The 25,683-nt window shown below is 71.7% G+C and carries 22 protein-coding genes; 16 read left to right on the top strand and 6 right to left on the bottom strand.

Features of this window, described 5'->3' with window-relative positions; genetic code table 11:
• Nucleotides 1-89 precede the first annotated feature (89 nt).
• The 4 genes from ACIREI_RS18905 to ACIREI_RS18890 all read left to right on the top strand — a co-directional run bounded on the left by ACIREI_RS18905 (nt 90) and on the right by ACIREI_RS18890 (nt 5,675).
• Nucleotides 90-1,670 carry a NucA/NucB deoxyribonuclease domain-containing protein gene (locus ACIREI_RS18905; RefSeq protein WP_403334022.1) on the top strand — a complete coding sequence of 527 codons (1,581 nt, stop codon included), beginning with the start codon at nt 90-92 and terminating at the stop codon, nt 1,668-1,670.
• Between the two features lie 112 nt (nt 1,671-1,782).
• Nucleotides 1,783-2,400, top strand: coding sequence for a hypothetical protein (locus tag ACIREI_RS18900; RefSeq protein ID WP_403334020.1), 618 nt, complete (start codon nt 1,783-1,785; stop codon nt 2,398-2,400).
• 433 nt (nt 2,401-2,833) lie between these two features.
• The gene (locus ACIREI_RS18895) at nt 2,834-4,660 is read left to right on the top strand and encodes a gamma-glutamyltransferase family protein (protein WP_403334018.1); all 1,827 of its coding nucleotides are present in this window, start codon (nt 2,834-2,836) and stop codon (nt 4,658-4,660) included.
• A gap of 169 nt (nt 4,661-4,829) precedes the next feature.
• Complete coding sequence (locus tag ACIREI_RS18890) at nt 4,830-5,675, top strand: inositol monophosphatase family protein (RefSeq protein WP_403334016.1); 846 nt, start codon at nt 4,830-4,832, stop codon at nt 5,673-5,675.
• Here ACIREI_RS18890 and ACIREI_RS18885 read toward each other — a convergent pair.
• Complete coding sequence (locus ACIREI_RS18885; RefSeq protein ID WP_403334014.1) at nt 5,611-6,213, bottom strand: hypothetical protein; 603 nt, start codon at nt 6,211-6,213, stop codon at nt 5,611-5,613. The genes ACIREI_RS18890 and ACIREI_RS18885 overlap by 65 nt on opposite strands.
• Before the next feature lie 97 nt (nt 6,214-6,310).
• On the opposite strand from ACIREI_RS18885, the gene ACIREI_RS18880 reads away from it, so the two are divergent.
• From ACIREI_RS18880 to ACIREI_RS18835, 10 genes are all read left to right on the top strand, one after another.
• Nucleotides 6,311-7,723, top strand: a complete 1,413-nt coding sequence (locus tag ACIREI_RS18880) for a phytoene desaturase family protein (RefSeq protein WP_403334012.1) — start codon at nt 6,311-6,313, stop codon at nt 7,721-7,723.
• A gap of 146 nt (nt 7,724-7,869) precedes the next feature.
• Nucleotides 7,870-8,964, top strand: coding sequence for an SCO3242 family prenyltransferase (locus ACIREI_RS18875; RefSeq protein WP_403334010.1), 1,095 nt, complete (start codon nt 7,870-7,872; stop codon nt 8,962-8,964).
• Nucleotides 8,965-8,999: 35 nt separating this feature from the next.
• Nucleotides 9,000-9,860 carry a sugar phosphate isomerase/epimerase family protein gene (locus ACIREI_RS18870; RefSeq protein ID WP_403334008.1) on the top strand — a complete coding sequence of 287 codons (861 nt, stop codon included), beginning with the start codon at nt 9,000-9,002 and terminating at the stop codon, nt 9,858-9,860.
• A 64-nt stretch (nt 9,861-9,924) separates the two neighbouring features.
• Entirely contained in the window at nt 9,925-10,650 is a 726-nt protein-coding gene (locus ACIREI_RS18865) for an EboA domain-containing protein (protein ID WP_403334006.1), read from the top strand.
• 2 nt (nt 10,651-10,652) lie between these two features.
• Nucleotides 10,653-11,507 (top strand): TatD family hydrolase, encoded by an 855-nt coding sequence (locus tag ACIREI_RS18860; RefSeq protein WP_403334005.1) that lies wholly within the window; start codon nt 10,653-10,655, stop codon nt 11,505-11,507.
• Between the two features lie 7 nt (nt 11,508-11,514).
• The gene (gene eboE, locus ACIREI_RS18855; RefSeq protein WP_403334003.1) at nt 11,515-12,672 is read left to right on the top strand and encodes a metabolite traffic protein EboE; all 1,158 of its coding nucleotides are present in this window, start codon (nt 11,515-11,517) and stop codon (nt 12,670-12,672) included.
• Nucleotides 12,669-14,090, top strand: coding sequence for an alkaline phosphatase family protein (locus ACIREI_RS18850; RefSeq protein WP_403334001.1), 1,422 nt, complete (start codon nt 12,669-12,671; stop codon nt 14,088-14,090). Before eboE ends, ACIREI_RS18850 begins: the two co-directional genes overlap by 4 nt.
• Nucleotides 14,087-15,274: a cytochrome P450 gene (locus tag ACIREI_RS18845; RefSeq protein WP_403334000.1), complete on the top strand. Its 1,188-nt coding sequence runs from the start codon at nt 14,087-14,089 to the stop codon at nt 15,272-15,274. The genes ACIREI_RS18850 and ACIREI_RS18845 overlap by 4 nt, the downstream gene beginning before the upstream one ends.
• Before the next feature lie 38 nt (nt 15,275-15,312).
• Nucleotides 15,313-15,822: an O-acetyl-ADP-ribose deacetylase gene (locus ACIREI_RS18840; RefSeq protein ID WP_403333998.1), complete on the top strand. Its 510-nt coding sequence runs from the start codon at nt 15,313-15,315 to the stop codon at nt 15,820-15,822.
• Between the two features lie 100 nt (nt 15,823-15,922).
• On the top strand, nt 15,923-16,528 hold the full coding sequence (locus ACIREI_RS18835) for a response regulator transcription factor (protein WP_403333996.1): 606 nt from the start codon (nt 15,923-15,925) through the stop codon (nt 16,526-16,528).
• On the opposite strand, the gene ACIREI_RS18830 is transcribed toward ACIREI_RS18835, so the two are convergent.
• The 4 genes from ACIREI_RS18830 to lanKC all read right to left on the bottom strand — a co-directional run bounded on the left by ACIREI_RS18830 (nt 16,458) and on the right by lanKC (nt 22,944).
• Nucleotides 16,458-18,359, bottom strand: coding sequence for an ATP-binding cassette domain-containing protein (locus ACIREI_RS18830; protein WP_403333994.1), 1,902 nt, complete (start codon nt 18,357-18,359; stop codon nt 16,458-16,460). The two genes, ACIREI_RS18835 and ACIREI_RS18830, sit on opposite strands and share 71 nt — an antisense overlap.
• Nucleotides 18,356-20,086: an ABC transporter ATP-binding protein gene (locus ACIREI_RS18825; protein WP_403333992.1), complete on the bottom strand. Its 1,731-nt coding sequence runs from the start codon at nt 20,084-20,086 to the stop codon at nt 18,356-18,358. Before ACIREI_RS18825 ends, ACIREI_RS18830 begins: the two co-directional genes overlap by 4 nt.
• 76 nt (nt 20,087-20,162) lie before the next feature.
• Nucleotides 20,163-20,309, bottom strand: a complete 147-nt coding sequence (locus ACIREI_RS18820) for a SapB/AmfS family lanthipeptide (RefSeq protein WP_403333991.1) — start codon at nt 20,307-20,309, stop codon at nt 20,163-20,165.
• A complete protein-coding gene (gene lanKC, locus ACIREI_RS18815; RefSeq protein ID WP_403334351.1) occupies nt 20,296-22,944 on the bottom strand; it encodes a class III lanthionine synthetase LanKC in 2,649 nt (882 codons plus the stop codon). Before lanKC ends, ACIREI_RS18820 begins: the two co-directional genes overlap by 14 nt.
• Before the next feature lie 207 nt (nt 22,945-23,151).
• Between lanKC and ACIREI_RS18810 the strand changes: the two genes are divergently transcribed.
• Both ACIREI_RS18810 and ACIREI_RS18805 read left to right on the top strand, forming a co-directional pair.
• Nucleotides 23,152-24,681 (top strand): FAD-dependent monooxygenase, encoded by a 1,530-nt coding sequence (locus ACIREI_RS18810; RefSeq protein ID WP_403333989.1) that lies wholly within the window; start codon nt 23,152-23,154, stop codon nt 24,679-24,681.
• 44 nt (nt 24,682-24,725) lie between these two features.
• Nucleotides 24,726-25,235 carry a hypothetical protein gene (locus tag ACIREI_RS18805; protein WP_403333987.1) on the top strand — a complete coding sequence of 170 codons (510 nt, stop codon included), beginning with the start codon at nt 24,726-24,728 and terminating at the stop codon, nt 25,233-25,235.
• 42 nt (nt 25,236-25,277) lie between these two features.
• Here ACIREI_RS18805 and ACIREI_RS18800 read toward each other — a convergent pair whose 3' ends face one another.
• A complete protein-coding gene (locus ACIREI_RS18800) occupies nt 25,278-25,640 on the bottom strand; it encodes a metalloregulator ArsR/SmtB family transcription factor (protein ID WP_003996615.1) in 363 nt (120 codons plus the stop codon).
• Between the last annotated feature and the right edge of the window lie 43 nt (nt 25,641-25,683).

Genomic DNA, 25,683 nt, shown 5'->3' with positions numbered 1-25,683 from the left:
CCTTCAATTCCATGATCACAAGGGTGCTTCGCCCTGATAAGTTCCTTGACGCCCACTTGGTGAACACATGTTCGAAACAAAGGAACTTCATGCGTATACGCGCACTTCCGGTGGCTGCAGCCCTCACGGCCACAGCAGCGCTCGCCGGGTCCTTCACCCCCTATAGCGCACAGGACGGCGATACCGTCACCACGGTCTCGAACCAGATCGAGCCGCAGATCTCCACCACCGCCCGTCCGGGCCACGGAGTCCTGAAGATGGAGGTTCTGCTCACCGAGGAGGACATCGCCAAGGCCAAGAAGCGCGTCAAGGGTGAGCTGACGTCGCCCACGGCGAAGAGTGCCCAGACCGACCGGCCCGAGTATCTGAAGCCGAAGCTCAAGGACGGCAAGGGCACCGCTGAGGACTTCATGGCGGTGATGGACAGGGCCCGGTCGTTCGCCACCGAGGCGAAGGGCAAGCCGTTCAAGCTCCCGGAGCCCGAGACGGTCAAGTCCCCGGGCGCGCTGTCCATGGGCAACGTCAACGCGTTCACGCACACCTACGCGGTTGGCGACACTCCGCCGGACGCGCTCGCCCAGTTGTGCTTCTCGAGCGACAGCAGCTTCACGGACTACACGATCTTGTTCGACCGGTACACCTACTGCGCACGGCAGAAGATCGGCGCGGACTACTGGAAGGTCGACAAGACGACCGGGGCGAAGATCGAGCACCTGGGCACGACGTACGCCAACATGGAACTCTTCGGCCAGAACTACACCGACAGCCGGTCGACGCGTCTGTTCGCGCGGCTCCAGCAGGGCTCCGTGGACTACCAGTGGGGCCCGATCGACGACTGGTGGACCGCCCCGGGGGTTCCGCTGTCGATGATCGGGCAGTGCGAGCAGCTGCTCACCCAGTGCTCCACGTTCCAGGGACCGGCAACGATGACGTGGGGCACGTGGGACAACAACACCACCTGGTTCCCATGGAACACCAACAGCCCCGAGACCGGCATGTGGGGGCGCGACAAGCAGGGGCTCCACGGCCTCAACATGCAGTTCTACACGGACAGCGAAGAGTACGACATGGACCAGCCGGGCGTGGTCCCGTCCTTGTCGCCGCGGTGTGACTCGGCCACGTACTTCTCGTCGAGCCGGCCCCAGTCGTGCGTGTTCCTCGAGGCGGTACCGTTCGTCGCGTACGCCACGGGCGCGGACTCGCCGAACCGCGAGGTCGCCCAGCACATCCAGGACGCGTTCACCGCTCCGAACAGCACCTACCCGACCAGTTCCACGGCGAAGGTGTTCCCCGGCCAGTACGACGGAACGTGGGCACCGGAAGGTCTGCACCGCCTGACCGAGTCGCTGCACTCGTCGGTGATGAACGCGAACGAGGCGGAGAAGAACGACGCCTGCCAGAAGATCGGCGACTACGCCGACACCGGCCTGCCGTACACGCTTCAGCCCAAGACGGGACAGGACTGCGACGAGTACCCGTTCCGCTCGACGCTGGAGGGAGCAGCGAGCCCCGACTGGGACTTCTCCGTCCGGGCGGTCGACACGACACAGAACCAGTCCGCCGGCGGCAGCCTCATCGCGTTCTACAACTCCGACCGGGTGCTGGCGTGGGACCCCACCCTGCCGAGCCCGGACGCCACCAACGACACGTTCTACGTGCGCATCAGCTGACATCCAGCCTGCGGCCAGAGATCACAATGGGCCGGCAGGGATGTTCCTGCCGGCCCATCGCCGTGTCACACTGCGGGTTCCCTTTCGCATGCACAGCAGAGAGAAAGCAGTAATGGATCTGTCCGAGTGGTATCGCGAGTTTGGTGCCGCAGCGTTCACTCTCGCCCCGACAAGTCCCCCAAAACTCCTCACGGCCCTTGGCGTCGTCGAATACGAGACGGTCGAGGACGCACTCAAGGAACTACAGGAGCATCACGAGTACGCGTGGGTCCAGGAGAACATGGGCGCCCCGGAGGACCGTGAGACGCCCCTCCTCGTCGCGGCGGCTGTGGACAACGACTGGTCCGTTGCGATCGAAGTCGACGGAATGACCGGCTGGACGGGTTGCAAGACGGAGATCCTGCGCTCGGTGTCGGAGTCATACGGCATCGCCTACAGCTGCTTCTACGACAGCGGCAACGCACAGGTGCTCGTCTCCTCCAGCGGCATGAACCCGGCGTACATCAACACACTGAGCGGAGACCGGCGCGGTGAACTCGCGCCCGATATGGACCGGGCGTTGACGGAGGCCGGATTTCACGGCGGAGGCTTCCGGGCGCTGGCTCCGCACCTCCAGGAGATGCGTGACCTAGAGCGGCTGGATACTGCCTTCTACGCTGTCTCACGCCGTCACTTGACCGATTGCGTCAATACGGACGGCTGGATCGCGGGCCAAACAAGCAGCCGCTGAGAATCCGTTGTCGTACCGATAAGTTCGCCTGGTCGTCGAACGCTGTATTTGAGGTCCAGGTCGGTCCCTTGGCCGAAGTCGCCTGATGATGGGATCAGCCAGAGGCACCGCACAGCGGTGGTTCCGGGGCTCGGGTGTGGCCTGCGCCAAGGAGAATTTCTCGGGCTCGGCCCGGAGGGCATCGATGGCGGGCGCGGAATCCTTCACGTCCGGCGGCAGGTGCGCTGGGGCATTCGTCGCCGCCCCTCGCCCTCGACCGCTACGCCCCCTTCGTGCCGGAGGCGGGGAGGAAGGGACGCAGGGCGATCGATAGCCTGCTGGGGGAGCGGAGGGAGGAGAGCCGCGGCCCGAACTCCCGGATTCCCTCCCCAGGGCCGTTCCTGAGCGTCCATCAGGCTGGCAGACGCGCGTAAACAGCGAGGTGAGAGGCCGTATGTTCACCACCCGACCCACCCTCCAGGGCACCTTCGGCATGGTGTCCTCCACCCACTGGCTCGCCTCGCAGTCGGCGATGGCCGTGCTGGAGAGCGGCGGCAACGCGTACGACGCGGCCGTGGCGGGGGCGTTCGTGCTGCATGTCGTCGAGCCGCATCTCAACGGGCCGGCCGGTGAGGTGCCGATCCTGCTCGCGCCGGCGGGTGGGGAGGTGCGGGTGCTGTGCGGGCAGGGCGTCGCGCCCGCCGGGGCGACCGTCGCGCAATACAGAGGGCTCGGGCTGGAGCTCGTACCGGGGACGGGGCCGCTCGCCGCCGCCGTACCCGGGGCGTTCGACGCCTGGATGCTGCTGCTGCGCGACCACGGCACCAGGACGCTCGCCGAGGTGCTCGCGTACGCCATCGGGTACGCCGAACACGGGCACGCGCCCGTGGAGCGCGTCGGGGAGACCGTCGAGACCGTGCGGGAGTTGTTCGAGACGGAGTGGACCTCGTCGGCCGATGTGTATCTGCCGGGCGGGCAGGCACCCCGGGCCGGGGAGCTGCTGCGCAATCCCGCCCTCGCCGCCACCTGGAAGCGGCTGCTCGACGAGGTCGCCGGCGCCGGGGACCGGGTCGCGCAGATCGAGGCCGCGCGGGAGGTGTGGCGCACCGGGTTCATCGCCGAGGCCCTCGTACGGCAGGCGCAGCGGCCCACCATGGACACCAGCGGTGAGCGGCACTCCGGCACCCTCACGGCCGCCGACCTCGCCGGCTGGTCCGCGACCTACGAGGCGCCGGCGACGTACGACTGGAACGGCTGGACCGTGTGCAAGGCCGGCCCCTGGAGCCAGGGCCCGGTCCTGCTCCAGCAGCTCGCGCTGCTCCCGCCCGAGCTGCCACGGTACGGGTCCGCCGAGTACGTCCATCTGCTGATCGAGGGCTGCAAGCTGGCGATGGCCGACCGGGAGGCCTGGTACGGGGACGCGGCCGAGGTACCGCTCGCCGAGCTGCTGTCGGAGCCGTACAACTCGGCCCGGCGGGAGCTGGTCGGCGAGAAGGCCTCCCATGAGCTGCGGCCCGGCAGCCCGGGCGGACGGGCCCCGCGGCTGTGCGCGCACGCCCACGCGGTGGCCTCCGACGACCCCGGCTTCGAGGTGCTCGGCGTCGGCGAGCCGACCGTCGCCAAGCGCCCGACGTCCCCGGTGCCGGGCGAGCCCGACATCGCCGCCGACGGGGGCACCCGCGGCGACACCTGCCACCTCGACATCGTCGACCGCTGGGGCAACATGATCGCGGCCACCCCCAGCGGCGGCTGGCTCCAGTCCAACCCCGTCGTGCCCGAACTGGGCTTCCCGCTCGGCACCCGGCTGCAGATGACCTGGCTGGAGGAGGGCCTGCCGAACTCGCTCACCCCGGGGCGGCGGCCGCGTACGACACTCACCCCCTCGATCGCCCTGCGCGACGGCGTCCCCGTCATGGCCTTCGGCACGCCCGGCGGGGACCAGCAGGACCAGTGGCAGCTGCACTTCTTCCTCGCGGTCGCCCTGCGGGACCGGGTCCGCGGCGGTCTCGACCTCCAGGGCGCGATCGACGCCCCGAACTGGCACAACGACAGCTTCCCGGGCTCCTTCTACCCGCGCGGGATGCGGCCGGGGAGCGTCACCGTGGAGTCGCGGATGGACGCCGAGGTCGTGGAGGAGCTGCGGCGGCGTGGTCATCACGTGACCGTCGGTGACGCCTGGTCGGAGGGGCGGCTGTGCGCGGTCGCGAGGGATCCGGAGACCGGGGTCCTGTCGGCGGCGGCGAATCCGCGGGGGATGCAGGGGTACGCGGTCGGGCGCTGAGGGCTGGTCCGGGGCGCCGAGGGCGGGGCCCGGACCGCTGAGGGAGGGTCTCGCGCGGCCGAGGGAACGCCTCTGACCTGCTGATACGTGCCCCTCCTGTTCACGCCGACGCCATCCGGCGTCCATCGGGCAGGCGGGGTTTGTCAGTGGGGCGTGCTCTCATGGAGGGGTGATCGAAGACTACGAAACCATCGACGAGTTTCTCGCACAGCGCTCCGCCGACGTCGAGGAAGCGGTCCGCAAGGCGGCCGCGGCCGAGATCATGCCGCGCTTCCGGCAGCTCGCCGCGCACGAGGTCGACCAGAAGGCCGGACCGCACGACCTGGTGACCGACGCCGACCGGTTCGCCGAGCAGTACCTCACCGAGGCGCTCGCCGCGCTCCTGCCCGGCTCGGTCGTGGTCGGCGAGGAGGCGGTGCACGCCAACCCGGCGACGTACGACGCGCTCCAGGGCGACGCCCTCGTCTGGATCGTCGACCCGGTCGACGGCACCCGCCAGTTCGTGCACGGAGACACCGGCTTCTGCACCCTGGTCGCGCTCGCACGGCGCGGCGTCCTGCTCGCCTCCTGGACCTACGCCCCCGCCCGCGACCAGCTGGCCACGGCGATACGGGGCCGGGGCGCCTTCCTCGACGGCGAGCGGCTGTACTCCGGCGCGCCGGACCCCGGTCGTGACCTGGAAGTCGCCACCTCCCACCCGGACTACACGACCGACGAGCAGAAGAGCGCGCTGCTCGGCCTGTGGACCGACGGCGTCGCGCCGCGCGCCTGCGGTTCCGCGGGGCTGGAGTATCTCGCCATCGCCCGGGGTCAGTTGGACGCCACGGCGTTCTCGTGGGAGGCCGCCTGGGACCACGCGGCGGGCATTCTCCTCGTCGAGGAGGCGGGTGGCGCCCACCTGACGCGCGCGGGCGAGCCGTTCCGCATCACCGGCGGCAACGCCCTGCCGTTCACGGCGGCCCGGGACGCGGCCACGGCTCGCCGGGTGCGGGAACTGCTGTCGGACGCAGCCTGATCTGGGGGCGGCCCCCGCCGAAACGGAGGTCGACCACCTCGAACTCGGCGGGGGTGCCGTCCGCGGGCCACTCGCATTCCGCCTGCAGCAGGACCAGGGCGTCCACGAAGCCGGCAGCGGGCAGACCGACGTCGACGAACACACCCGTGACACCGGGACCCCAGGGCGAGACGGTGAATCTCCCGGTCAGGTGCGTCCCCACCGGCAGGGGACCCGTGTCATGGCGGACGTGGCACTGGCGGAAGGACCGGGCACGGCCCCACGCCACATCGAACTCCCGCGCGTCGACCGGCCGGGCGCCCGGCGGCTCCACGACCGGCTCCCGCACCGGCGCCCCGTACACGGTCTCGTACAGCCGTACGCCCCACTCCCCGCACGCCTGCCGCGTCCGCTCCATCTCGACCGGTTCGGCGGCCACCACGGGGACCGAATCGGGCCCCCGGAAGGAGATCTGCCGCACCACCCGACCGGCGTCCCGCACCTCGAACCAGTGCCACAGATCGTCCTCGGGCGCAGGGAAACGAAAGCGGCGCGTCACCCGGCGGACTTTACCCGCGCCCCTGCGCTGTCAGTGGCCCGGCATATCCTGATCCTTCAAGGCCGTCGGCTGACGAAGGAGTCCGAAGGTGCCGTCGATGCTCGATGCGGTCGTGGTGGGTGCGGGGCCGAACGGGCTGACCGCTGCCGTGGAGCTGGCCCGGCGTGGCTTCTCCGTGGCCGTGTTCGAGGCACGTGACACCGTCGGCGGGGGCGCCCGCACCGAAGAGCTGACCCTGCCCGGCTTCCGGCACGACCCGTGCTCCGCCGCGCACCCCCTGGGCATCAACTCGCCCGTGTTCCGGACCATGCCGCTCGACCGCTACGGCCTCGACTGGCTGCACGCCGAGCTGCCCATGGCGCACCCCTTCACCGACGGCACCGCCGCCGTCCTGTCCCGTTCCGTCGCCGAGACCGCCGCCTCCTTCGGCCCGCGCGACGCGGGGGCGTACCGCAGACTGGTCGAGCCGTTCCTGGCCAAGTGGGACACCCTGGCCCGCGACTTCATGTCCCTGCCCCTGACCGCGCTGCCACGCGACCCCGTCACCCTCGCCCGTTTCGGCCTCGTCGGGCTGCCGCCGTCCACCTGGCTGATGCGCCGCTTCCGAGACGAGCGGGCCAAGACCCTGTTCTCCGGCCTCGTCGCCCACGTCATGGCGCCGCTCGGCGGCCTCGCCACCGGCGCCATCGGCCTGGTCTTCGCCCTCTCCGCGCACGCCCGCGGCTGGCCCGTGGCCCGCGGCGGCTCCCAGTCCATCTCCGACGCCCTCACCGCGTATCTGAAGGACCTCGGCGGCGCCGTCCACACCGACTACGAGGTCAAGCGGCTCGACGACCTGCCCCCCGCCCGCGCGTACGTCTTCGACACCTCACCCACGGCGCTGGCCCGCATCGCCGGTCTCGGCCGGTACTACGAGGGCTACCGCTACGGCCCCGGCGCCTTCAAGATCGACTACGCGCTGGACGGCCCCGTGCCGTGGACCGCCCCGGAGGCCCGCCGCGCCGGGACCGTGCAGATCGGCGCGGACAGCGCGGAGATCGGCACCGCACTGCGCGCCGCCTCCCGGGAGGGCCGGGCGCCGGACAAGCCGTTCATGATCACGGTGCAGCCCAGCGTCGTCGACTCCACCCGGGCTCCCGAGGGCAAGCACGCCTTCTGGGCGTACGGGCATGTGCCGAACGGCTGGACCGGAGACCTCACCGACGTCATCGAGCGCCAACTGGAGCGCTTCGCCCCGGGGTTCCGCGACCGCGTCCTCGCCCGGGCCACGGCCGGGCCGGCCGAACTCGCCGCCCGCAACGCCAACTACGTCGGCGGGGACATCGCCTCCGGCGCGGCCTCCGGACTCCAACTCCTGCTGCGCCCCAAGCTGTCGCTCTTCCCGTACACCACCCCGCACCCGGCGGTCTACATCTGCTCGTCGGCCACCCCGCCCGGCCCGGGCGTGCACGGCATGTCGGGGCACAACGCGGCCAAGGCGGTGTGGCGGCGGCTACGTCAGGAGCCCTGAGTACCGGGCGCTGTGAGTCTGCTCAAACGACCCACGTTTACCGCTAGTTCGGGCCGCACGGTAAGAAAAATCTGTGTCTTCTTTGTCACTCCCCTTACCGGGGGGTAGGTACCTGACTGCTCAACAGCCGCGAGTAAGGTGCGGCCATGAAAGATCGGAAAGCGGTTGTCCGCTTCGGATCCCGGTCTCCCGTGCGCCTCAGCGACCTCGCCCTGCTCGTCAGAGCGCCGGCCGCGCTGAGTGTCCCCGGTGACGTGATCGCGGGAGCGGCCGCCGCCGGACGCCCGCTGGGCGCCCGCACCCTCGGAGTGATCGGTTCCTCCGTGTGCCTGTACTGGGCCGGCATGGCCCTCAACGACTACGCCGACGCCACGGTGGACTCCGTCGAGAGGCCGGGCCGCCCTGTGCCGTCGGGGCGTGTTCCGCGCCGGACCGCGCTCGGTGTGGCCGGTGGGCTCACCGTGGCGGGGCTCGGTCTCGCCGCCGCGGCGGGGGGCCGGCGCAGTGTGCGTGCCGCGCTTCCCTTGGCCGGGCTGGTGTGGGCGTATGACCTGAAGCTCAAGTCCACGCCGTTGGGCGGCGTTGCCATGGCGGGAGCCCGGGTTCTGGACGTCCTGGCTGGAGCGGTTGCCTCCGGCTCCGGCCCCGGTGCCGTGTCGACCGGCGTCGCGCTGCGGCGTGCCGCGGTGCCTGCCGGGCTGGTCGGGGTGCATACCGGCACGTTGATGGCGCTCAGTCGGCACGAGGTCGGCGGGGCGCCTGTGCGGGTGCCGGTTGCGACTCTTGCCGTGTCGGCGGCTACGGCCGTCGCGACGGCTGTTCCGGTTGCCCGAGCCGCCGCGGGAAGTGCCGCGAAGGGGCGTCTGGCGTCTGCTGCGCCGTCGTGGCTTGTCGCGCCCCGCGGCGGAGCCGCTGTTCGGCACAGCCCCGCGCCCCTTATGGGCGTTGCCGGCGCCGCCCGCTTCGGGAAGCTCGGAACCACGCTGTCCGCGAAGCTCCGCACCTCCGTCACCGCAGCTGCTGCCCTCGCCTACCTCGGTACCTACGGCACCGCCCAAGTCCGCGCCGTGAAGGACCCGTCGGGGGAGAACGTACGACGTGCCGTCGGGGCCGGGATTCTCGGGCTGATGCCCCTTCAGGCGGCGCTCACCGCACGCGGTGGGGCGCCGGGCGTCGCGGCGGCGCTCGGGGTCGTCCATCCCCTCGCGCGACGGCTGGCCCGGCGCATATCGCCCACCTGAGACCCACCACACCCTCCGTGTGAGGAACCGGCACCATGAGACCTCCCCCCACCGATCTGAGATTCGGCTACGGCACCAACGGCTTCACCCACCACCGGCTGACCGACGTCCTGGCCGTCCTCGCCGACCTCGGCTACGACGGTGTCGCCCTCACCCTCGACCACGGCCACCTCGACCCGTACGCCGACGATCTGCCCCGGCGTGTCGCCGCCCTCGCGCGGCGACTCGAGCGGCACGGCCTCGACGTGACGGTGGAGACCGGCGCGCCGTACTTCCTCGACCCGTGGGGCAAGCACCTGCCCACGCTGATGTCGGACGGCTCCGAGCGCAGGGTCGACCTGCTGCGCCGCGCCCTGCGTATCGCGGCCGACCTCGGCTCGCCCACCGTCCATCTGTGCAGCGGCCCGGCGCCGGACGGGCTGCCGGAGCGGGACGCGTGGAAGCGGCTCGCGGCCGGTGTGGAGAGCGTGCTGGAGACGGCGGAGACGTACGGGGTGGCGCTGGCCTTCGAGCCGGAGCCGTACATGTTCGTCGACACCGTGGACCGGTGCCTGCATCTCGCCCGACTGGTCGACGAGCACGAGCTGTTCGGGATCACCCTGGACATCGGGCACGCGCACTGCGTGGAGGAACGCCCCGTGCTCGACTGCGTGCGCCGGGCGGCACCGCTCCTGCGCAACGTGCAGATCGAGGACATGCGGCGCGGCATCCACCAGCACCTCGAATTCGGCGCGGGCGAGATCGACTTCCCGTCCGTCCTGACCGCCCTGCGTGACCTCGGGCATCGTGGCCTTGTCTCCGTCGAGATCCAGGGCGGCTCGCTCGACGCGCCCGACGTCGCCCGCCGCTCGATCGAGTTCCTGCGCGCGGCCGTGAAGACCGTGGCGGGCCGGTAGACACCGCCCGGCCTTCCTTCTGGCTCAGCTCTACTCCTCCCATCTCTCCGGAAGTTGCACCCCCATGGCTGTCACGACCGCCTCGCCCCCGGCTCCGCCCGATCCCCACCCCGCCCTGATCGCCGTACTGGATGACACGGCCCGTACCTGGCTGGAGTCGAGCGTCGCCAAGGCCGCCGCCGACCCCGCCGCCGTACGACGGCTCTTCCCCGCTGCCCGAAGGCGCTGCGGACACGGGCGCCTCGACCCCTACTGGACCGTCGACGAGGCCGCCCGGGCCGCCCTGCTCACCGCACTGCCCCTGCGCGGCCGGGCCCTCGCCGACGAGGTCACCCGACTCCACCGCCACGGCGACCCGGCGGAACAACGCGCCGTCCTGCGCACCCTGCCACTGCTCGACCTGGGCGACCTCGCCCTGCCCCTGGTGCGCGAGAGCCTGCGCGGCAACGACACCACCCTGATCGAGGCCGCCCTCGGACCGTACGCCGCCGCGCACCTCCCGGACGCCGAGTACCGCCAGGCCGTACTGAAGTGCGTCTTCTACGAGATCCCGCTCGCCCGCGTCACCGGCCTCGACACTCGCGCCGACCGCGAACTGGCCCGTATGCTCGCCGACTTCGCCCACGAACGGATCGTCGCCGGACGGGACGTACCCCAGGACATCCTGCCCGTCGTCCGTGCCTTCCCGGACGTCCTCGGCGCGGAACTCAAGGAACTCACGGAACTCAAGCGCGTACCCGAGCACGCACTCCCGGACCCACTCACGGACGTACTCAAGGAAGAGGGCTGACCGTGCGCATCTTCGATCCCCATATCCACATGACCTCCCGGACCACCGACGACTACGAGGCGATGCACGCGGCCGGGGTGCGCGCCGTCGTCGAGCCCGCCTTCTGGCTGGGCCAGCCCCGTACCTCGCCCGAGAGCTTCTACGACTACTTCGACGGGCTGCTGGGCTGGGAGCCGTACCGCGCCGCGCAGTTCGGCATCCAGCACTTCTGCACGATCGCGCTCAATCCGAAGGAGGCCAACGACCCCCGCTGCCTCCCGGTCCTCGACGAACTGGACCGCTATCTCGCCAAGGACCGGGTCGTCGCCGTCGGGGAGATCGGCTACGACTCGATGACCCCTCAGGAGGACGAGGCGCTCGCCCGGCAGCTCCAGCTCGCCGTCGAGCACGAACTGCCCGCCCTCGTGCACACCCCGCACCGCGACAAGGCGGGCGGCACCCGGCGCACCCTGGACGTCGTGCGGGAGTCGGGCATCGCCCCCGAACTCGTCGTCCTCGACCACCTCAACGAGCTCACCGTCGGCATGGTCCTCGACAGCGGCTGCTGGGCCGGGTTCTCGATCTACCCGAAGACCAAGATGAGCGAGGACCGGATGGTGCAGATCCTCAAGGAGCACGGGACGGAGCGGGTGCTCGTCAACTCCGCCGCCGACTGGGGACGTTCGGATCCGCTCAAGACCCGTAAGACGGCTGACGCGATGCTCGCCGCCGGGTTCGACGACGACGCCGTCGACGAGGTGCTGTGGCGCAACCCCGTCGCCTTCTACGGCCAGAGCGGGCGGCTGGAGCTGGAGGAGCCCAAGCCGGACGAGGAGGCCACCTTCCGAGGCAACTCCATACGTCGCGGGGGAGCGTGAGCGGTCCATGCGGTTTCAGCACCCGGACGGTACGACCGTCCACCTCGGCTACTGCAGCAACGTCCACCAGGCGGAGGACCTGGCGGGTGTCATCGCCCAGCTCGCCGAGTACGCCGAGCCCGTGCGTGAACGCCTCGGCGCCGATCGGCTCGGCATCGGGCTGTGGCTGGCCCGCCCCGTCGTCACCGAACTCGCCGACGACGAAGGCGCGTTGACGCGCCTGAGGACCGAGCTGCGGGCGCGCGGCCTGGAGACCGTGACCCTCAACGCCTTCCCGTACGCCGGCTTCCACCGCGAGGTCGTCAAGAAGGACGTGTACGAACCCGACTGGGCCGACGAGGCCCGGCTGAAGTACACCCTGGACTGCGCCCGCGTCCTCGCCGCCCTCCTCCCGGACGACGTCGGCCACGGCAGCGTCTCCACCCTCCCGCTCGCCTGGCGCACCCCGTGGACGCACGTCTGCGCCGAGGAGGCCCGGCACGCCCTGGACCGGCTGACCACCGGGCTCGCCGCGCTGGAGGCGTGGACGGGCCGCCGTATCCGCGTCGGTTTCGAACCGGAACCCGGGTGCGTCGTGGAGACCACCACCCAGGCGGTGCGGGAACTGGGCGGACTGGACCCCGACCGGCTCGGCATCTGCCTCGACGCCTGCCATCTCGCCGTGCAGTTCGAGGAACCGGCCGAGGCGCTGCGGCGGCTCACCGAAGCGGGGCTGCCCGTCGTCAAGCTCCAGGCGTCCTGCGCCGTGGAAGCCCCGCACCCGGCCGACCCCGCCGCCCGTGCCGCCCTGCGCCGGCTCGCCGAACCCCGGTTCCTGCACCAGACCCGGACGACGAGCGACGGTGACGTCCTCGGCGCCGACGACCTCCCGGACGCCCTCGACGGCGCCCTCCCCGCCGACGGCGGCCCCTGGCGCGTCCACTTCCACGCCCCGCTGCACACCGAGCCGGAAGCCCCGCTCCGTACGACGGCCGACCAGCTCGACCAGGTCCTCGCCGGGCTGCTGGGCGGCTCCTCGGCCGCCTGTGACCACATCGAGGTCGAGACCTACACCTGGTCCGTCCTCCCCGAACCACCCGCCGACCTGCCCGGCGGCATCGCCGCCGAACTCGCCTGGGCCCGCGACCGGTTGACCGGCCTCGGCCTCAAGGAGGACCCGTCATGACGACCGACCACCCAGTGAACCGCGTTGTCGTCCTCGACATCGTCGGCCTCACCCCGGACCTCCTGAAGCACATGCCGTCCGTCGCCGCCCTCGGCGACCGCGGCTTCCGGGCCCGGCTCGACACCGTGCTCCCCGCCGTCACCTGCACCGTCCAGTCCACCCTCCTCACCGGCGAACCCCCGTCCGCACACGGTGCGGTGGCCAACGGCTGGTATTTCCGCGACCTCGGCGAAGTCATGCTGTGGCGCCAGCACAACGCCCTCGTCGGCGGCGAGAAGATCTGGGAGACGGCCCGCAGGACCAACCCCGACTACAAGGTCGCCAACATCTGCTGGTGGTACGCGATGGGCGCCGACGTCGACTGGACGGTCACCCCGCGCCCCGTCTACTACTCCGACGGCCGCAAGGAACCCGACTGCTACACCTGGCCGCCGTCCCTGCACGACGAACTCACCGACCGGCTCGGCCCGTTCCCCCTGTTCACCTACTGGGGTCCCAACGCGGGCATGCCCTCCACCCAGTGGATCCTGGCCGCCGCCCGCCAGGTCTTCGACGAACACCGCCCCGACCTGACCCTCGTCTACATCCCGCAGATGGACTACGAGCCCCAGCGCTCCGGCCCCGACTCACCCGAGACCATCCGCGCCGCCCGCCAACTCGACGACTCCCTGCGCCCGTTGATCGACCACTTCCTGCGCGAGGGCGCGACCGTCGTCGCGCTCAGCGAGTACGGCATCACACCCGTCTCCCGCCCGGTCGACATCAACCGCGCCCTGCGCCGGGCGGGACTGCTGGAGGTGTACACGCAGGACGGCATGGAGTACCTGGACCCCTGGACCTCACGCGCCTTCGCGGTCGCCGACCACCAGGTCGCCCACGTCTACGTCCGCGACCCGGCCGACGTCGAGGCGGTCGCGAAGCTCGTCGGTGAACTCGGCGGTGTGGAGCGGGTGCTGGACGCCGAGGGCAAGACGGCCCACGGCCTGGACCACGAGCGCTCCGGCGAACTCGTCGCACTCGCCGACCCCGACGCCTGGTTCACGTACTACTACTGGCTGGACGACGACCGCGCCCCCGACTTCGCCCGCCAGGTCGAGATCCACCGCAAGCCCGGCTACGACCCCGCCGAGCTCCTCTACGACGAGACCGTCCCCGCGGTGAAGCTGCGCGCCGTCGGCCAGGTCGCCCGCAAGAAGCTCGGCTTCCGCTACCGCCTCAAGACCGTCCCCCTGGACCCGTCCGGCGTCCGCGGCAGCCACGGCCGCCTGCCCGAGGACCCCGACCACGGCCCCGTGCTGCTGTGTTCGCAGCCGGAGCGGGCCCGGGACGCCTACGCGGCCACCGAGGTCAAGTCCCTGCTGCTGGGCCTCGCCGGCCTGCACGAGACGCCCGACGCGACGGAAGGCACGCAGAAGTGACGATCCACCCGCCCCTGCCCACGATCCGCCCCCTGCTCGACCCGGCCCCCGAGTACGCCAAGTGGCAGTCCGAGGAACCGGTCCGCCGGGTGACGATCTGGGGCGACAACAGCCCCTGGCTGATCACCGGCCACGAGGACGCCCGCACGGTCCTCGCCGACGCCCGCTTCAGCGCGGACGCCGGCCACCCCGGCTTCCCTCACACCCGCCCCGGAGCACCGCCGCAGGCGCCCGGCCTCTTCCACCAGATGGACCCGCCGGACCACACCCGGCTGCGTCGCATGCTGATCCCCGACTTCACCTTCCGGCGCATCGAGCAGATGGAGGGCGCCGTCCAGCGGATCTGCGACGACCTGCTGGACGCGATGACCGACGGCGACGCGACGCGAGGGGACCTGGTCGCCTCGTACGCGCTGCCCCTGCCCACCCTCGCCATCTGCGAACTGCTCGGCGTCCCCTACGAGGACCACGGGTTCTTCCGCGCGAAGTCCAACGCCCTCACCAGCGTCGCCGGTGACCCGGCCGAGGCGATGGCGGCCCGCATGGCCCTCTACGGCTATCTGCGCGCCCTGATCGAGCGCCGCACGCACGACCCCGCCGACGACCTGATCTCCCGCCTGGCCACCGAGCGCGTCGCGACCGGCGAGGCCACCCTCGACGAGGCCACCGGCATGGTCTCCCTGCTCCTGCTGGCGGGCCACGAGACCACGGCGAACATGTTTCCCCTGGCCGTGATCGCCCTGCTGCAGAACCCGGCCCAACTGGACGCCCTGCGCGCCGACGACTCCCTGTGGCCGGGGGCCGTGGAGGAGCTCCTGCGCCATCTGACCGTCATCCACTCCGGCATACGGCGGATCGCCACCGAGGACGTCGAACTGTCCGGCGTCCGCATCCGCGCGGGGGAGGGCGTGGTGGTGGCGTTGCAGGCCGCCAACCGCGACCCGTCCGTGTACGCCGACCCCGACGCGCTCGACGTCCGCCGCGACGCCGCCGGCCACCTCGCCTTCGGGCACGGACTGCACCAGTGCCTCGGCCAGTCGCTGGCCCGCACCGAACTCCGCCTGGGCCTGTCCACCCTGTTCCGCAGGCTCCCGTCGCTGCGCATGACGGCCCCGCCGGAGTCGTTGGCGCTCTCCACGAGCACGGTGCACGGGGTGCGCTCGCTGCCGGTCGCCTGGGAATGAACCGGCCCTCGGTGGCCGGGGCTGCTATAGAGGCGGTCATGACCACCATCAGGCTCGTTCAGGGCGACATCACACGAGAGACCGCCGACGCGATCGTCAACGCCGCGAACTCCTCCCTCCTCGGCGGGGGAGGAGTCGACGGCGCCATCCACCGCCGGGGCGGCCCCGCGATCCTCGACGAGTGCCGCAAGCTGCGCGCCTCCCGGTACGGCAAGGGTCTGCCCACGGGGCAGGCGGTCGCCACGACGGCGGGCGAGCTGGACGCCGGGCACGTGATCCACACGGTGGGCCCGGTCTGGTCGTCCACCGAGGACCGCTCGGACCTGCTGGCCTCCTGCTACCGGGAGTCGCTGCGGGTGGCCGACGAACTGGGCGCCAGGACGGTCGCGTTTCCGGCGATCTCCACGGGCGTCTACGGCTGGCCGATGGACGACGGTGCCCGGATCGCGGTGGAGACCGTGCGGGCGGCGGACACCGCGGTCGAGGAGGTGCGGTTCGTGCTCTTCGACGAGCGGGCGTACGAGGCGTTCGCCGCGCACGTGCGCTGATCGCGGAGCGGCCGGATAATTGGCCCCAGAGGCGTTCAGGGAGTGCGGCACGCAGGGTGAGGTTCCCGAGCAGGCCGCGTAGCGCCATGTGGGAGCGACATTGATCCGCGTTCTTCTCGTCGAGAAAGCCCGCCTCATGCGGGGAGCGGTCGCCGCCCTCCTGTCTCGCGAAGAGGACATCGAAGTCGTCGCCGAAGCCGGGGGCGACGGGGAGGTGATCGCGCGGGCATTGATGTGCCGCCCCGACGTGGTGGTGATCGACGTCGACTCCAAGGAGGGCGAGGAACTCGCCGCCCGCAGTGACCTGAGGGCGCGGCTGCCCGACTGCAGGATGCTGCTGCTGATGGCCTCGACGACGCCCGAGCGGCTCCGCCGCATCCTCGACCTGCACGCCGGCGGGGTCATCAGCACGAACGCCCCCGCGGACCGCCTCGTCCACGGCGTCCGCAAGCTGGTCAGGGGGCAGCGGTTCATCGACCCCGAGTTCGCACTGGTCGCGCTCGACGCCGGGGCGAACCCGCTGACCCCGCGGGACGCGGAGATCCTTCGTCTGACCGCCGACGGCACGCCCACCCGGGAGATCGCCGAGCGGCTGTCCCTCTCCGTGGCCACGGTCCGCAACCACCTGTCGGCGATCACCAGGAAGACCGGCGGACGCAATCGGATCGACGCCATCCGGATCGCCCGGGAGTCGGGCTGGATGTGACCGTTCCAAGGTGCGCGGCGAGCCGTGAGAGGACGCGGACCGCACCCCGTACCCGTCCCGTACGGGTCGCCGCCCCGACCGGTGCCGGGGAACCGCTCGCCGCGCCCCAGTGGCCGACCAGGTCACGGTAGAGCGCGGAGCCGGCGATCAGTTCCTCGTGGGTGCCGAGTTCGACCCGGGTGCCGTCCATGACCAGGATCCGGTCGGCGCGCAGGGCCGAACTGATGCGGTGGGCGACGACGATCAAGGTGCCCGGGCGGCGGGCGAAGGCCTCCTCGGCGACCGCCTCGGCGACCGGGTCGAGGTGACAGGTGGCCTCGTCGAGCAGGGCCAGGCGCGGTGCCGGAAGCAGGGCGCGGGCCAGGGCGAGAAGCTGACGCTCCCCGGCCGAGAGGTCTCGCGGGTCCACCAGCGCGTCGTAGCCGCCCAGGCGCTCCACGAGCGGCGCCGCGCCCACGGCGTGGACCGCCGCTGCCACGTCCGCGGGGGCGGCGCCGGGCACCAGGTAGGTGAGGTTCTCCCGCAACGTGCCGGCGAAGACGTACGCCTCCTGCGGGATGAGCACACGATGCCGGGCCAGCTCCTCGCCGTCGCCCAGGGCGAGGACCGGCACGCCGTCCACGCGCACCCGCCCGGCCTGCGGTTCGAGTACCCCCGCGATCAGCGCGGCGAGGGTGGACTTTCCGGCGCCGCTCGGCCCCACCACGGCGAGGTGCTCGCCCGGGCGCAGGACCAGGTCGAGGTCGCGGATCACCGGCTCCGCGGACTGGGCGTACCCGAAGGTGAGACCGTGCGTCTCCACGCGGGCGCCACCGGGCCGTCCCGGCATGTGCACCGGCGCGGCGCCGGCCCCGGCCCCGGCGGTCTCGGGTTCGTCGGGCGGCACGGCGATCTCGGCCATCCGGCCGACGGTGACCAGCAGCCACAGCCCGCTGCTGCCGAGTCCCTGGACGAAGCCCTGCAGAGCCGGTTGCAGGGCCTGCGACACATAGGTCACCGCCCCGAGGATCGCGCCCGCCGTCACACCGTTGCGCACCAGCCAGGGCGCGCCGAGCAGGATGAGCAGCAGAGGTACCCAGCCGCTGATACCCAGGGCGGCGGTCCGTACGGCCGTCAGCCGCGCCAGCGACACCGCCGCCCGCTGCGCGGCGTCGACCTGCCCGCCGGTCTGCGCCCGTACACGTTCCTCGGCACCGCACGCGACCACGTCCCGCAGCCCGCCGGTCAGGGCGCTCGCGGTCTCGGCGATGCGCTCGTCCGCCAGGATCACTTCCCGCTGACGTGCGGCCATCGCCCGCAGCGCGGCGACGAAGAGGGCGAGGCCGATCAGCAGCGGCGGCAGGACGAGGATGAGCAGCACGGGGTCGAGGCCGGCCAAGCCCAGCAGCACGGCGACGGCGGTGACGACGAAGCCCTGGATGAACAGGACGATCGCGCCGTAGGCGTCCCGGGCCCGCTCCACGTGCTCGGTGAGCCGTGCCACGCCGGCGGTGTCGGCGGGCGCGCCCAGCCGGGCGGACCGATGCAGCGTGCCCGTGGTCACGAGCGTGATCAGCTCGTCCCGGAACGGTTCGATGAGCGAGGCGAGGCCCAGCATGGCGTGCCGGGTGCCCCAGGCCCCGACGAGGTAGGCGCCCGCCAGCGCGCCCAGCCAGAGGAAGCCGGTCGCGGGCCGGTCGGCGAGGAATCCGTGGTCGACGGCGCGGGCCACGATCCACCCGGACAGGAAGGCGGGCACGGCCTGCACCAGGGACCAGGCCACGAGTCGCCGGTACTCCCGGCGCCGCCGCCCGAGCGAGGAGCGCAGGATCTGGACGGACCGCCGCTTCACCGGATACTCCCGGCGCCCATGCCGGCCACCGCCCCGGCGTCGGCCGTCGGCTGGAACGTGGCCCGGTATCCGGGATCCGCCCACAGTGCGCGATGTGTCCCCTGACCTCGGACCCCGCCGTCGGCGAGCCAGACCACGACGTCCGCCTGCGCGGCCGTGGAGGCCCGGTGCGTCACGATGAGCCGCGTACGGCCGGCGAGCGCACCCGTGAGCACCTGGCTGATGTGGTGCTCGGTCACGGTGTCCAGGCTCGCGGCGACGTCGTCGAGCACGAGCACCCGTCCGGCCTGCACGAACGCGCGGGCCAGCCCGACCCGCTGCGCCTCACCGCCGGAGATCGGGGTGTCGGCGACGCGGCTCGCGTAGCCGGCCGGCATGTGGCGGATGAACGCGTCGGCCTGGGCCGCCCTGGCCCGCGCCACCAGCTCCTGGGAGGGAGGGGTCCGCGCCCCGAACCCGATGGCGTCCGCGAAGGTCTCGCCGAGCAGCACCGGACGTTCGAAGCCGTACGCCACCGCCCGCCTGAGCTCCTCGCGGCGGAGGCGGCGCAGCGGCACACCGTCGAGCAGCACCTCGCCCTCGTCCGGGTCGACGAGCCGCCCGGCCAGCGCGGCCAGCAGCGACTTGCCGGCCCCGGAGCGCCCCACGACGGCGACGAGCGCGCCGCCCGGGACGACCAAGCTGAGGTCCCTGAGTACGGGGCCGTCCGTCCCCTGGACGGTGACGCGCCGGAACTCCAGCCTTCCGGGACCTTCGGGCAGGCGCTCGTGGCCGTACGCCACAGGGGGTTCGGCGATCACCTCGCCGATCCGCCCGGCCGTGGTACGCGCCTGGGCGAGCTGGTTCACCGACGACAGCACGCTGCTGATGCCGACCGCCATGACGACGTACTCGCTCGCCGCGAGCATCTCTCCCGGCGTGATGCGCCCTTGGGACAGCTCCAGTCCGGCCACCGCCAGTACGGCGACCACCAGGAGGGGAACGACCAGATCTCCGCGCGCCGACACCCGCGCGACCGCGCTCCACATGCCCAGGCCGTGCCGGTGGAGTTCGGGCAGCGGTGCGAGAACACGACGCGCCTCGCGGTCGAGGGTCCGCGCCGCGGCGATGGTCCGGATACCGCCCAGGGCGTCGACGAGCCGGGCGGCGATGGTGCCCTGGACACGGAAGTACCCCTCGTTGGCGTCCGAGACGTCCCGGAGGAAGGACCGTGCCAGCAACACCACGAGGGGCATGCCCACCAGGAAGGTGAGACACAGCCAGAAGTCGATGAGGGCCAGGGCGACGATCGCGCCGAGGGGCGGCAAGAGGGCCATGGCCACCCACACCAGGCCCGAGGCGAAGTTCCCGGTCCTCGCGGCGTTGCCGACCAGACGGCTGACCAGGTCTCCTCCGGTGAACCGGCGGGTGGCCCGCGTGCCCAGTGCGAGCACATGCCTGAGCAGCGTGTGCCGCAGCCAGGCGGTCGACCGTGCCTCGGCCACCCCGGAGACCAGGTCGTCCACGGCGTCGAACGCCACCAGGACGAAGATCAACGCACCGCTCAGGGCCATCCATTTCGCCATGCCGTGGTCGTTGAGGACGGCGTCGACGGTGCGGCCCATGACGGCGGGCAGCGCGATGGTGACGCCGGTGAGCAGCAGGGAGGTGACCAGGATGGCAACCACCCAGACACCGCCCCGCCGGGCCGCCGCCAGCAACAGGCGGTCTCCCTCACGCAGGGTCATGGGTTCTCCCCCCGAGCGTGTGCGGGATCGGGTATCGGGGTGCGGGGACGCGGGGGGCGTCCTCGCACCCGGTCGGTCACTTGACGCTGCCGCAGATGGTCAGGCTGAGGTTGCTCGGCGCGTGACCACAGGCAAGCGCGCTGAGGCGGCTGCCTCCACCCTTGTTGCTGCCGAGGATGCCGGCAGTGTCGGGCTCGAATTCCTGCAGTTCAAGCAGTGACATGGAGATTCACCTCCTCTCTGAGAACTTCGTGGGGACGGGGGTCTTCATCCGTGCGGCGGCTCCGTTCGCCTGAAGGGGCGAGGAACGGAAGACGCACGGGGCTGTCGTGCAGGGCGGCGCCGACGGCCAGCAGGACGCCCGCGCTGCCGGTGGCCAGGTCGGTGGACAGCCGCTGCAACTGTTCGCCCGGGAAGATCAGGTGGCCCTGGCGGGTGAGCGCGTGCCAGGACAGGCTGCGCACATGCCCGGCGACCACCGGGTCCCGCTGCGCGGCCGTGCCGGGGGCATGGGGCCTGCTGAGACAGAGGATCAATCCGGCCGTGCCCGCGAAGAGCCCCGACTGGATGAAGAACCGCCCCATGGCCGCCGTGCGGATCGCGGCGGCCGCCTCACGGAACCGGTCGTCCTCGCGATGGACCAGGAAGTCGTCGAGGACGAGACCGATGCCCGCGCTGCCGTCGGCCAGGTACGGCATGGTCCGCCAGCCCTCGTCGACCTCCATCGCCCCGTCCTCGCGGACGACACAGTGGTCCAGGTCCTGACGCAGTGCCGTGCCGGCCAGGTCGAGGAACTCCGGGTCGCCGGTGGACTCGTAGAGCCGCAGGAACATCAGAGCGGGCCCTGCCGAGCCGTGCAGCAGCCCGGCGTACGGGTAGGTGGGGCTGTTCAGCCGGTCGGCGACGATGGCCGCGGCCTTGAGTGCCGCGTCGCGGGGCGCCGGGTCACCGGTCGCCGCCGCGAAGTGCTGGAGGTTCAGTCCGATGCCGGCCAGGCCTCCGTGCAGGTCGGGTCCCAGTTGCTCCCACTGCTCACCCAGGCACAGGTCGAGCAGCTTCGTCGCCTCGTCGTGGTGGCCGAGGTGTTCGAGCACGTACGCGATGCCGTGCAGGCCGTCGTAGAAACCGAGGTGCGTGCCCGGCAGCGGGTCCAGGGCCTGCTGTACGAGCCACTCCTCGTGCTGGGGGTGGCGGCCGGCGCCGACCGCGTCGAGCGCGTAGAGCACTCCTGCCGCGCCGTACGCGATGCCCAGGCCCCCGCCGGGGGCGCCGAACTGCCGGATGTCGCCCGGGAAGAGCCGGTCGTCGCGCTGTGGTGTGGCGGCGGCCAGGATGGCGGCGGTCATGGACGCGCGGGCGCGCAGCCAGCCAGGGCGGTCCGGTTCCACCCGCACCTTCTGCGGACGGATCAGCTCCGGCCGTGTCCTCGTGCCGGCGCCCGCCGGTGTCCGCCCTCCGTCCCCGCTGATCACTTCCACCGCCTCGTCCAGGAACGAGCGGGGGACCGGGAACGAGCGGGCGGCCTCCTCGGCGAGTTGCCCGGCCTTGCCGTCGTCGAGCCCGAACAGGCCGGTCAGCGGCATGAACAGGGATATCCGCAGGCAGGCGAGCGCGTAGCGGTCGATGTCGGTCCCCGTACGGTCGGGCGGGGCCGCGAACCCCACGGCGGCGAGGCGCTGCCTGTGCTGCTCGGCCGCGTCCATCGCACCCTCGAAGTCGATCAGTACGAGCCTGCCGTCGGGCCGGACCAGCATGTTGTCGGTGTGCACATCGCCGACGATCACGCCGCGGTCGTGCACGGCGGCGACGGCTCGCTCGGCCTGGTTCACCATGCCGAGCGCCCACGAGGTGTAGTCGGAGAGCTCTGTGTCGTCGGGCTGCGGGTGGACGAGGGGATAGCGCTCGACGAAGAGACTGCTGAGGGTCCGTCCCTCGACGTACTCCTCGACGAGGAAGTGGTGGTCCCCCAGGACGAAGTGGTCGAGCAGCTCGGGCACGCAGTCGAGCCCGCGCATCCGCTCAAGGGCCTCCCGCTCGTAGCGTTGCCTGGTGACCGCGTCCGCGCCGTCGGTGGTGAGCCCCGCATACGGCCGGGCCTCCTTGAGCACGACCCGCTGCCCCGTCCGCTCGTCGCGACCGTGATACAGGCCACCGCCGTTGGAGAAGTGCAGGGCACCCTCGATCCGGTATGGCAGGTCGGCGACGGTCGTGCCGGCCCGGGCGGCCAGATGGGGTTCGAGGAAGGCGGGCAGCTTCACCCAGTCCGGAGGCCGGAACGACGGGCCACGCACATCGGGCACGAGTCGGCCGGAGGCGTCCTCGATCGCCGTCACCGTCTCTCCCTCGGGCGAGACGCACGTCCGGTAGGCGAAGCCGCCGTACCGGACATACAGCGGGCCCGCTCCCCAGCGCAGGTCGCTGAGGATGTACGGGCCCTGCCAACCCTCCAGGAGGGCACCCAGCTCGTGGAGGACCACCTCGAGCCGGTCCTCGTCGGCCGGGTAGATCGTCACGAACTTGCCGCTCGCTCCCCGCACCGCGTACTTGGCGTTGGCGATCAGGAGGTGGTCCGCGCTCGGGAGGAACTTGAAGGCGATGCGGCGAGGAACGCAGTAGTCCCACACCGTGGTGAGGATGTCCTGTGCGTTGTCGAGGCACGCCGACACATGGATCTTCCAGCCCTGTGGGGGGAGCTCGACGCCATCGGGGGTGAAAACCACCCACTCGCCGAACTCGGAGCACTCCCACCCGGCCGGGGCCGGACACCGGGTCTGCTCGAAGTCACCACGCTGCCGTCGCGCACGGGTCGGCGTGTCGTAAAAGTCCGGGTCCATGAGGCAATAGGCCTCGTAGCGCATGTCCACGGGGGCTCCTGTGGTCCGAGGACCTTTTTGGAGTTCATGGGGGAACGTTCACCCGGGATCACTAACGAGGATGGCAGACTGCGCCCGCCGCGGAATACCACCGTTTGTCATGCTTGCGCGGTGAGACTGTTTCTCCGGGGCCGGGAGAACCATCTCGTGATGGCCGGGAGAAACGACTGCTCAGGCTTCTACCGTGGACACATGACGGCCCCCCTGGACGTGCTGGTGGTGGGCGCGGGCCCCACGGGCCTCGCGCTCGCCGCGCAACTGCGTGCCTACGGAGTCAGGTTCCGCGTCGTCGACCGCTCCCTCGACCGGGTGCGCGAGTCCCGGGCGCTCGGCATCCAGCCGCGCACCTTGGAGGCGCTGGCGGGCTTCGGTGTGACCGACCGGCTGGTGGCCCGCGGCAATCCCGCGATGCGGCTGCGCCTGCACCTGGCCCGGCGCACGGTCTCCGTACCGCTCTTCGACATCGGACTCCCCGACACGCCCTATCCCTTCCTGCTGTTCCTCTCGCAGGCCGAGACGGAGAGCGTGCTCGGTGAGCACCTGGCCCGGCGGGGCGTGGCGATCGAGCGGGGCACCGAGCTGGTGCGGCTGGAGCGGCAGGGCCCACAGGTCGTCGGCCGGCTGCGCGGTCGCGACGGCGCGGAGGAAGTCGTGGTGGCGCGCTACGTCGTGGGCTGCGACGGCGCGCACAGCACGGTGCGCGCCCAGGCGGGCATCGGCTTCGAGGGCTACGCCTATCCGCAGACGTATCTCCTCGCCGACCTGGAGGTGGCGGGGCTGGAGCCGGGCGCCGTGCACTCGTACATGACCGGCGACGGGATGCTGATCTTCTTCCCGCTGGGTTCGCCTGCGCCTTGGCGGATGCTCGCCATGCGGCCGTCCGACGCCCCGGACGGCGAGGTGACGCTGCCGCTGCTGCGACAGATCGCCGAACGGTACGGTGCGGACGCATCGGCCCTGCGCGATCCCGTCTGGATGACCGCCTTCCGGCTTCACAACCGCGGTGCCGCCCGATACCGGTCCGGACCCTTCTTCCTCGCGGGCGACGCGGCCCACATCCACAGTCCGGCCGGGGCGCAGGGCATGAACACCGGCATCCAGGACGCCCTCAACCTGGGCTGGAAGCTCGCCCTTGTGTGCCGGGGCGCCGCACCGGAGGAACTGCTGGAGACATACGGCATCGAACGTGTCCCGGTCGGCCGCCACGTACGCCGGTTCACGGACCGCGCGTTCGTCGTCGGCACCAGCTCCAGTCCTCTCCTGCGGTTCGCGCGCGCCCAACTCGTCCCGCGCCTGGCCCCGTTGGCGGTGCGCGCGACGGCACTCCGCGGATGGGCCTTCCGCACCGTCTCCGAACTCGGCATCCACTACCGCCGCAGCCCTGCCTCGGCGACGGGCACGCGACCGCCACGCCGCGGCCCGCGGGCCGGCGACCGGCTGCCCGACCTGCCGCAGGGGCTCCAGGCCCGGACCGCCGCCCCCGGCTGGCACCTGCTCCTGACCGGCCCACCGCACCTCTGGCCGGACCACCGGCTCGCGCCGCTCCTGGCCGGCCGGGACGACCTGATCACCGTGCACCGCCTCGACGACCGCGGACCTTGGCCGGACGTCGCCCAGGCACTCGTACGGCCCGACGGCCACATCGGTTACCTCGCACGCGGCGCCGCACTGGAGGGGCTGCGGGCCTATGCCGCCCGCTGGCTGCCGACCGGCACCAGGTGACACACGGGGTGAACGGCTCCCGGCGTTGATCCGTACCGCTTTCCGTGCAGGCACAGCAGTCACAGCAGTCACAGCGAGGAAGCGACCGAGCAGTCGACCGGGGGAGCATCGGCCGTACCGCGACGGCGGCCGGCAGTCTGGTTCTTCTGCTCCTGGCGACCGCGTGCGGCGGGAGCGGGGACGAGGGCACCGCCGCGAAGAGCAGCCCGACGAACGTCTCCGCCACCGTGGCCGGTGTCGTGGCGCCGGCGAAGATCGAGGTGATCGCCGGCCTGACGGGCTGCGAGGTCAAGATCCGGACGGAGGCGGACGAACTGCGCGAGGGCGTCTGCCGGACGAAGCAGGGCGACTACCTCATCACGACGTTTCCCGCGGAGAAGTACAAGCTGACCTGGCTGGACGCGGCAGCCGTCTACGGCGGCAAGTACCTCGTCGGGCCCCGCTGGGTGGTCAGCGCGAAACCGGCGCTGCTGGAGCGGCTCCGTCCCCAACTGGGCGGAAAGATCCAGCAGTTGCGGGGCGTGGGCCCGACCCCCGCCCCGACCCCGTCGTAAGGCGGCCGGGTCGGCCGGCGCGGCTCGCTCGACCGCCGCGCCTCACTCGGCCGCGTCGCTGATACCCAGCCGCAGATGCTCCACGTGGTACACGGCCTGGTCGAGCAGCTCGGCGACATGGTGGTCGTGCAGCGCGTACACGACCGACCGGCCGCGCCGCTCGCCCACCACCAGGCCCAGATTGCGTAGCAGCCGCAGCTGGTGCGAGCAGGCGGACTGCTCCATGCCCACCTCGGCGGCCAACTCCGTGGCGGGCAGCGGACCTTCCCGCAGCCGCGCCAGGATCAGCAGGCGGGAGGGGGTGGAGAGGGCCTGGAGGGTGGTGGCCACCTTGGCTGCGTTGGCCGCGTCCAGACGTACGCGCTCGGTGGCGTCCTGCGCGGCGGTGACGGCTCCATGACCCATGCCGGGTATCTTACTCATCGTACCTGAACGCATGAATGATTCT

This window comes from Streptomyces sp. NPDC093591, assembly GCF_044764885.1.
GTDB lineage: Bacteria > Actinomycetota > Actinomycetes > Streptomycetales > Streptomycetaceae > Streptomyces.
The sequence above is the reverse complement of the archived record's forward strand: the minus strand, read 5'-3'. Positions and strand labels throughout refer to the sequence as shown.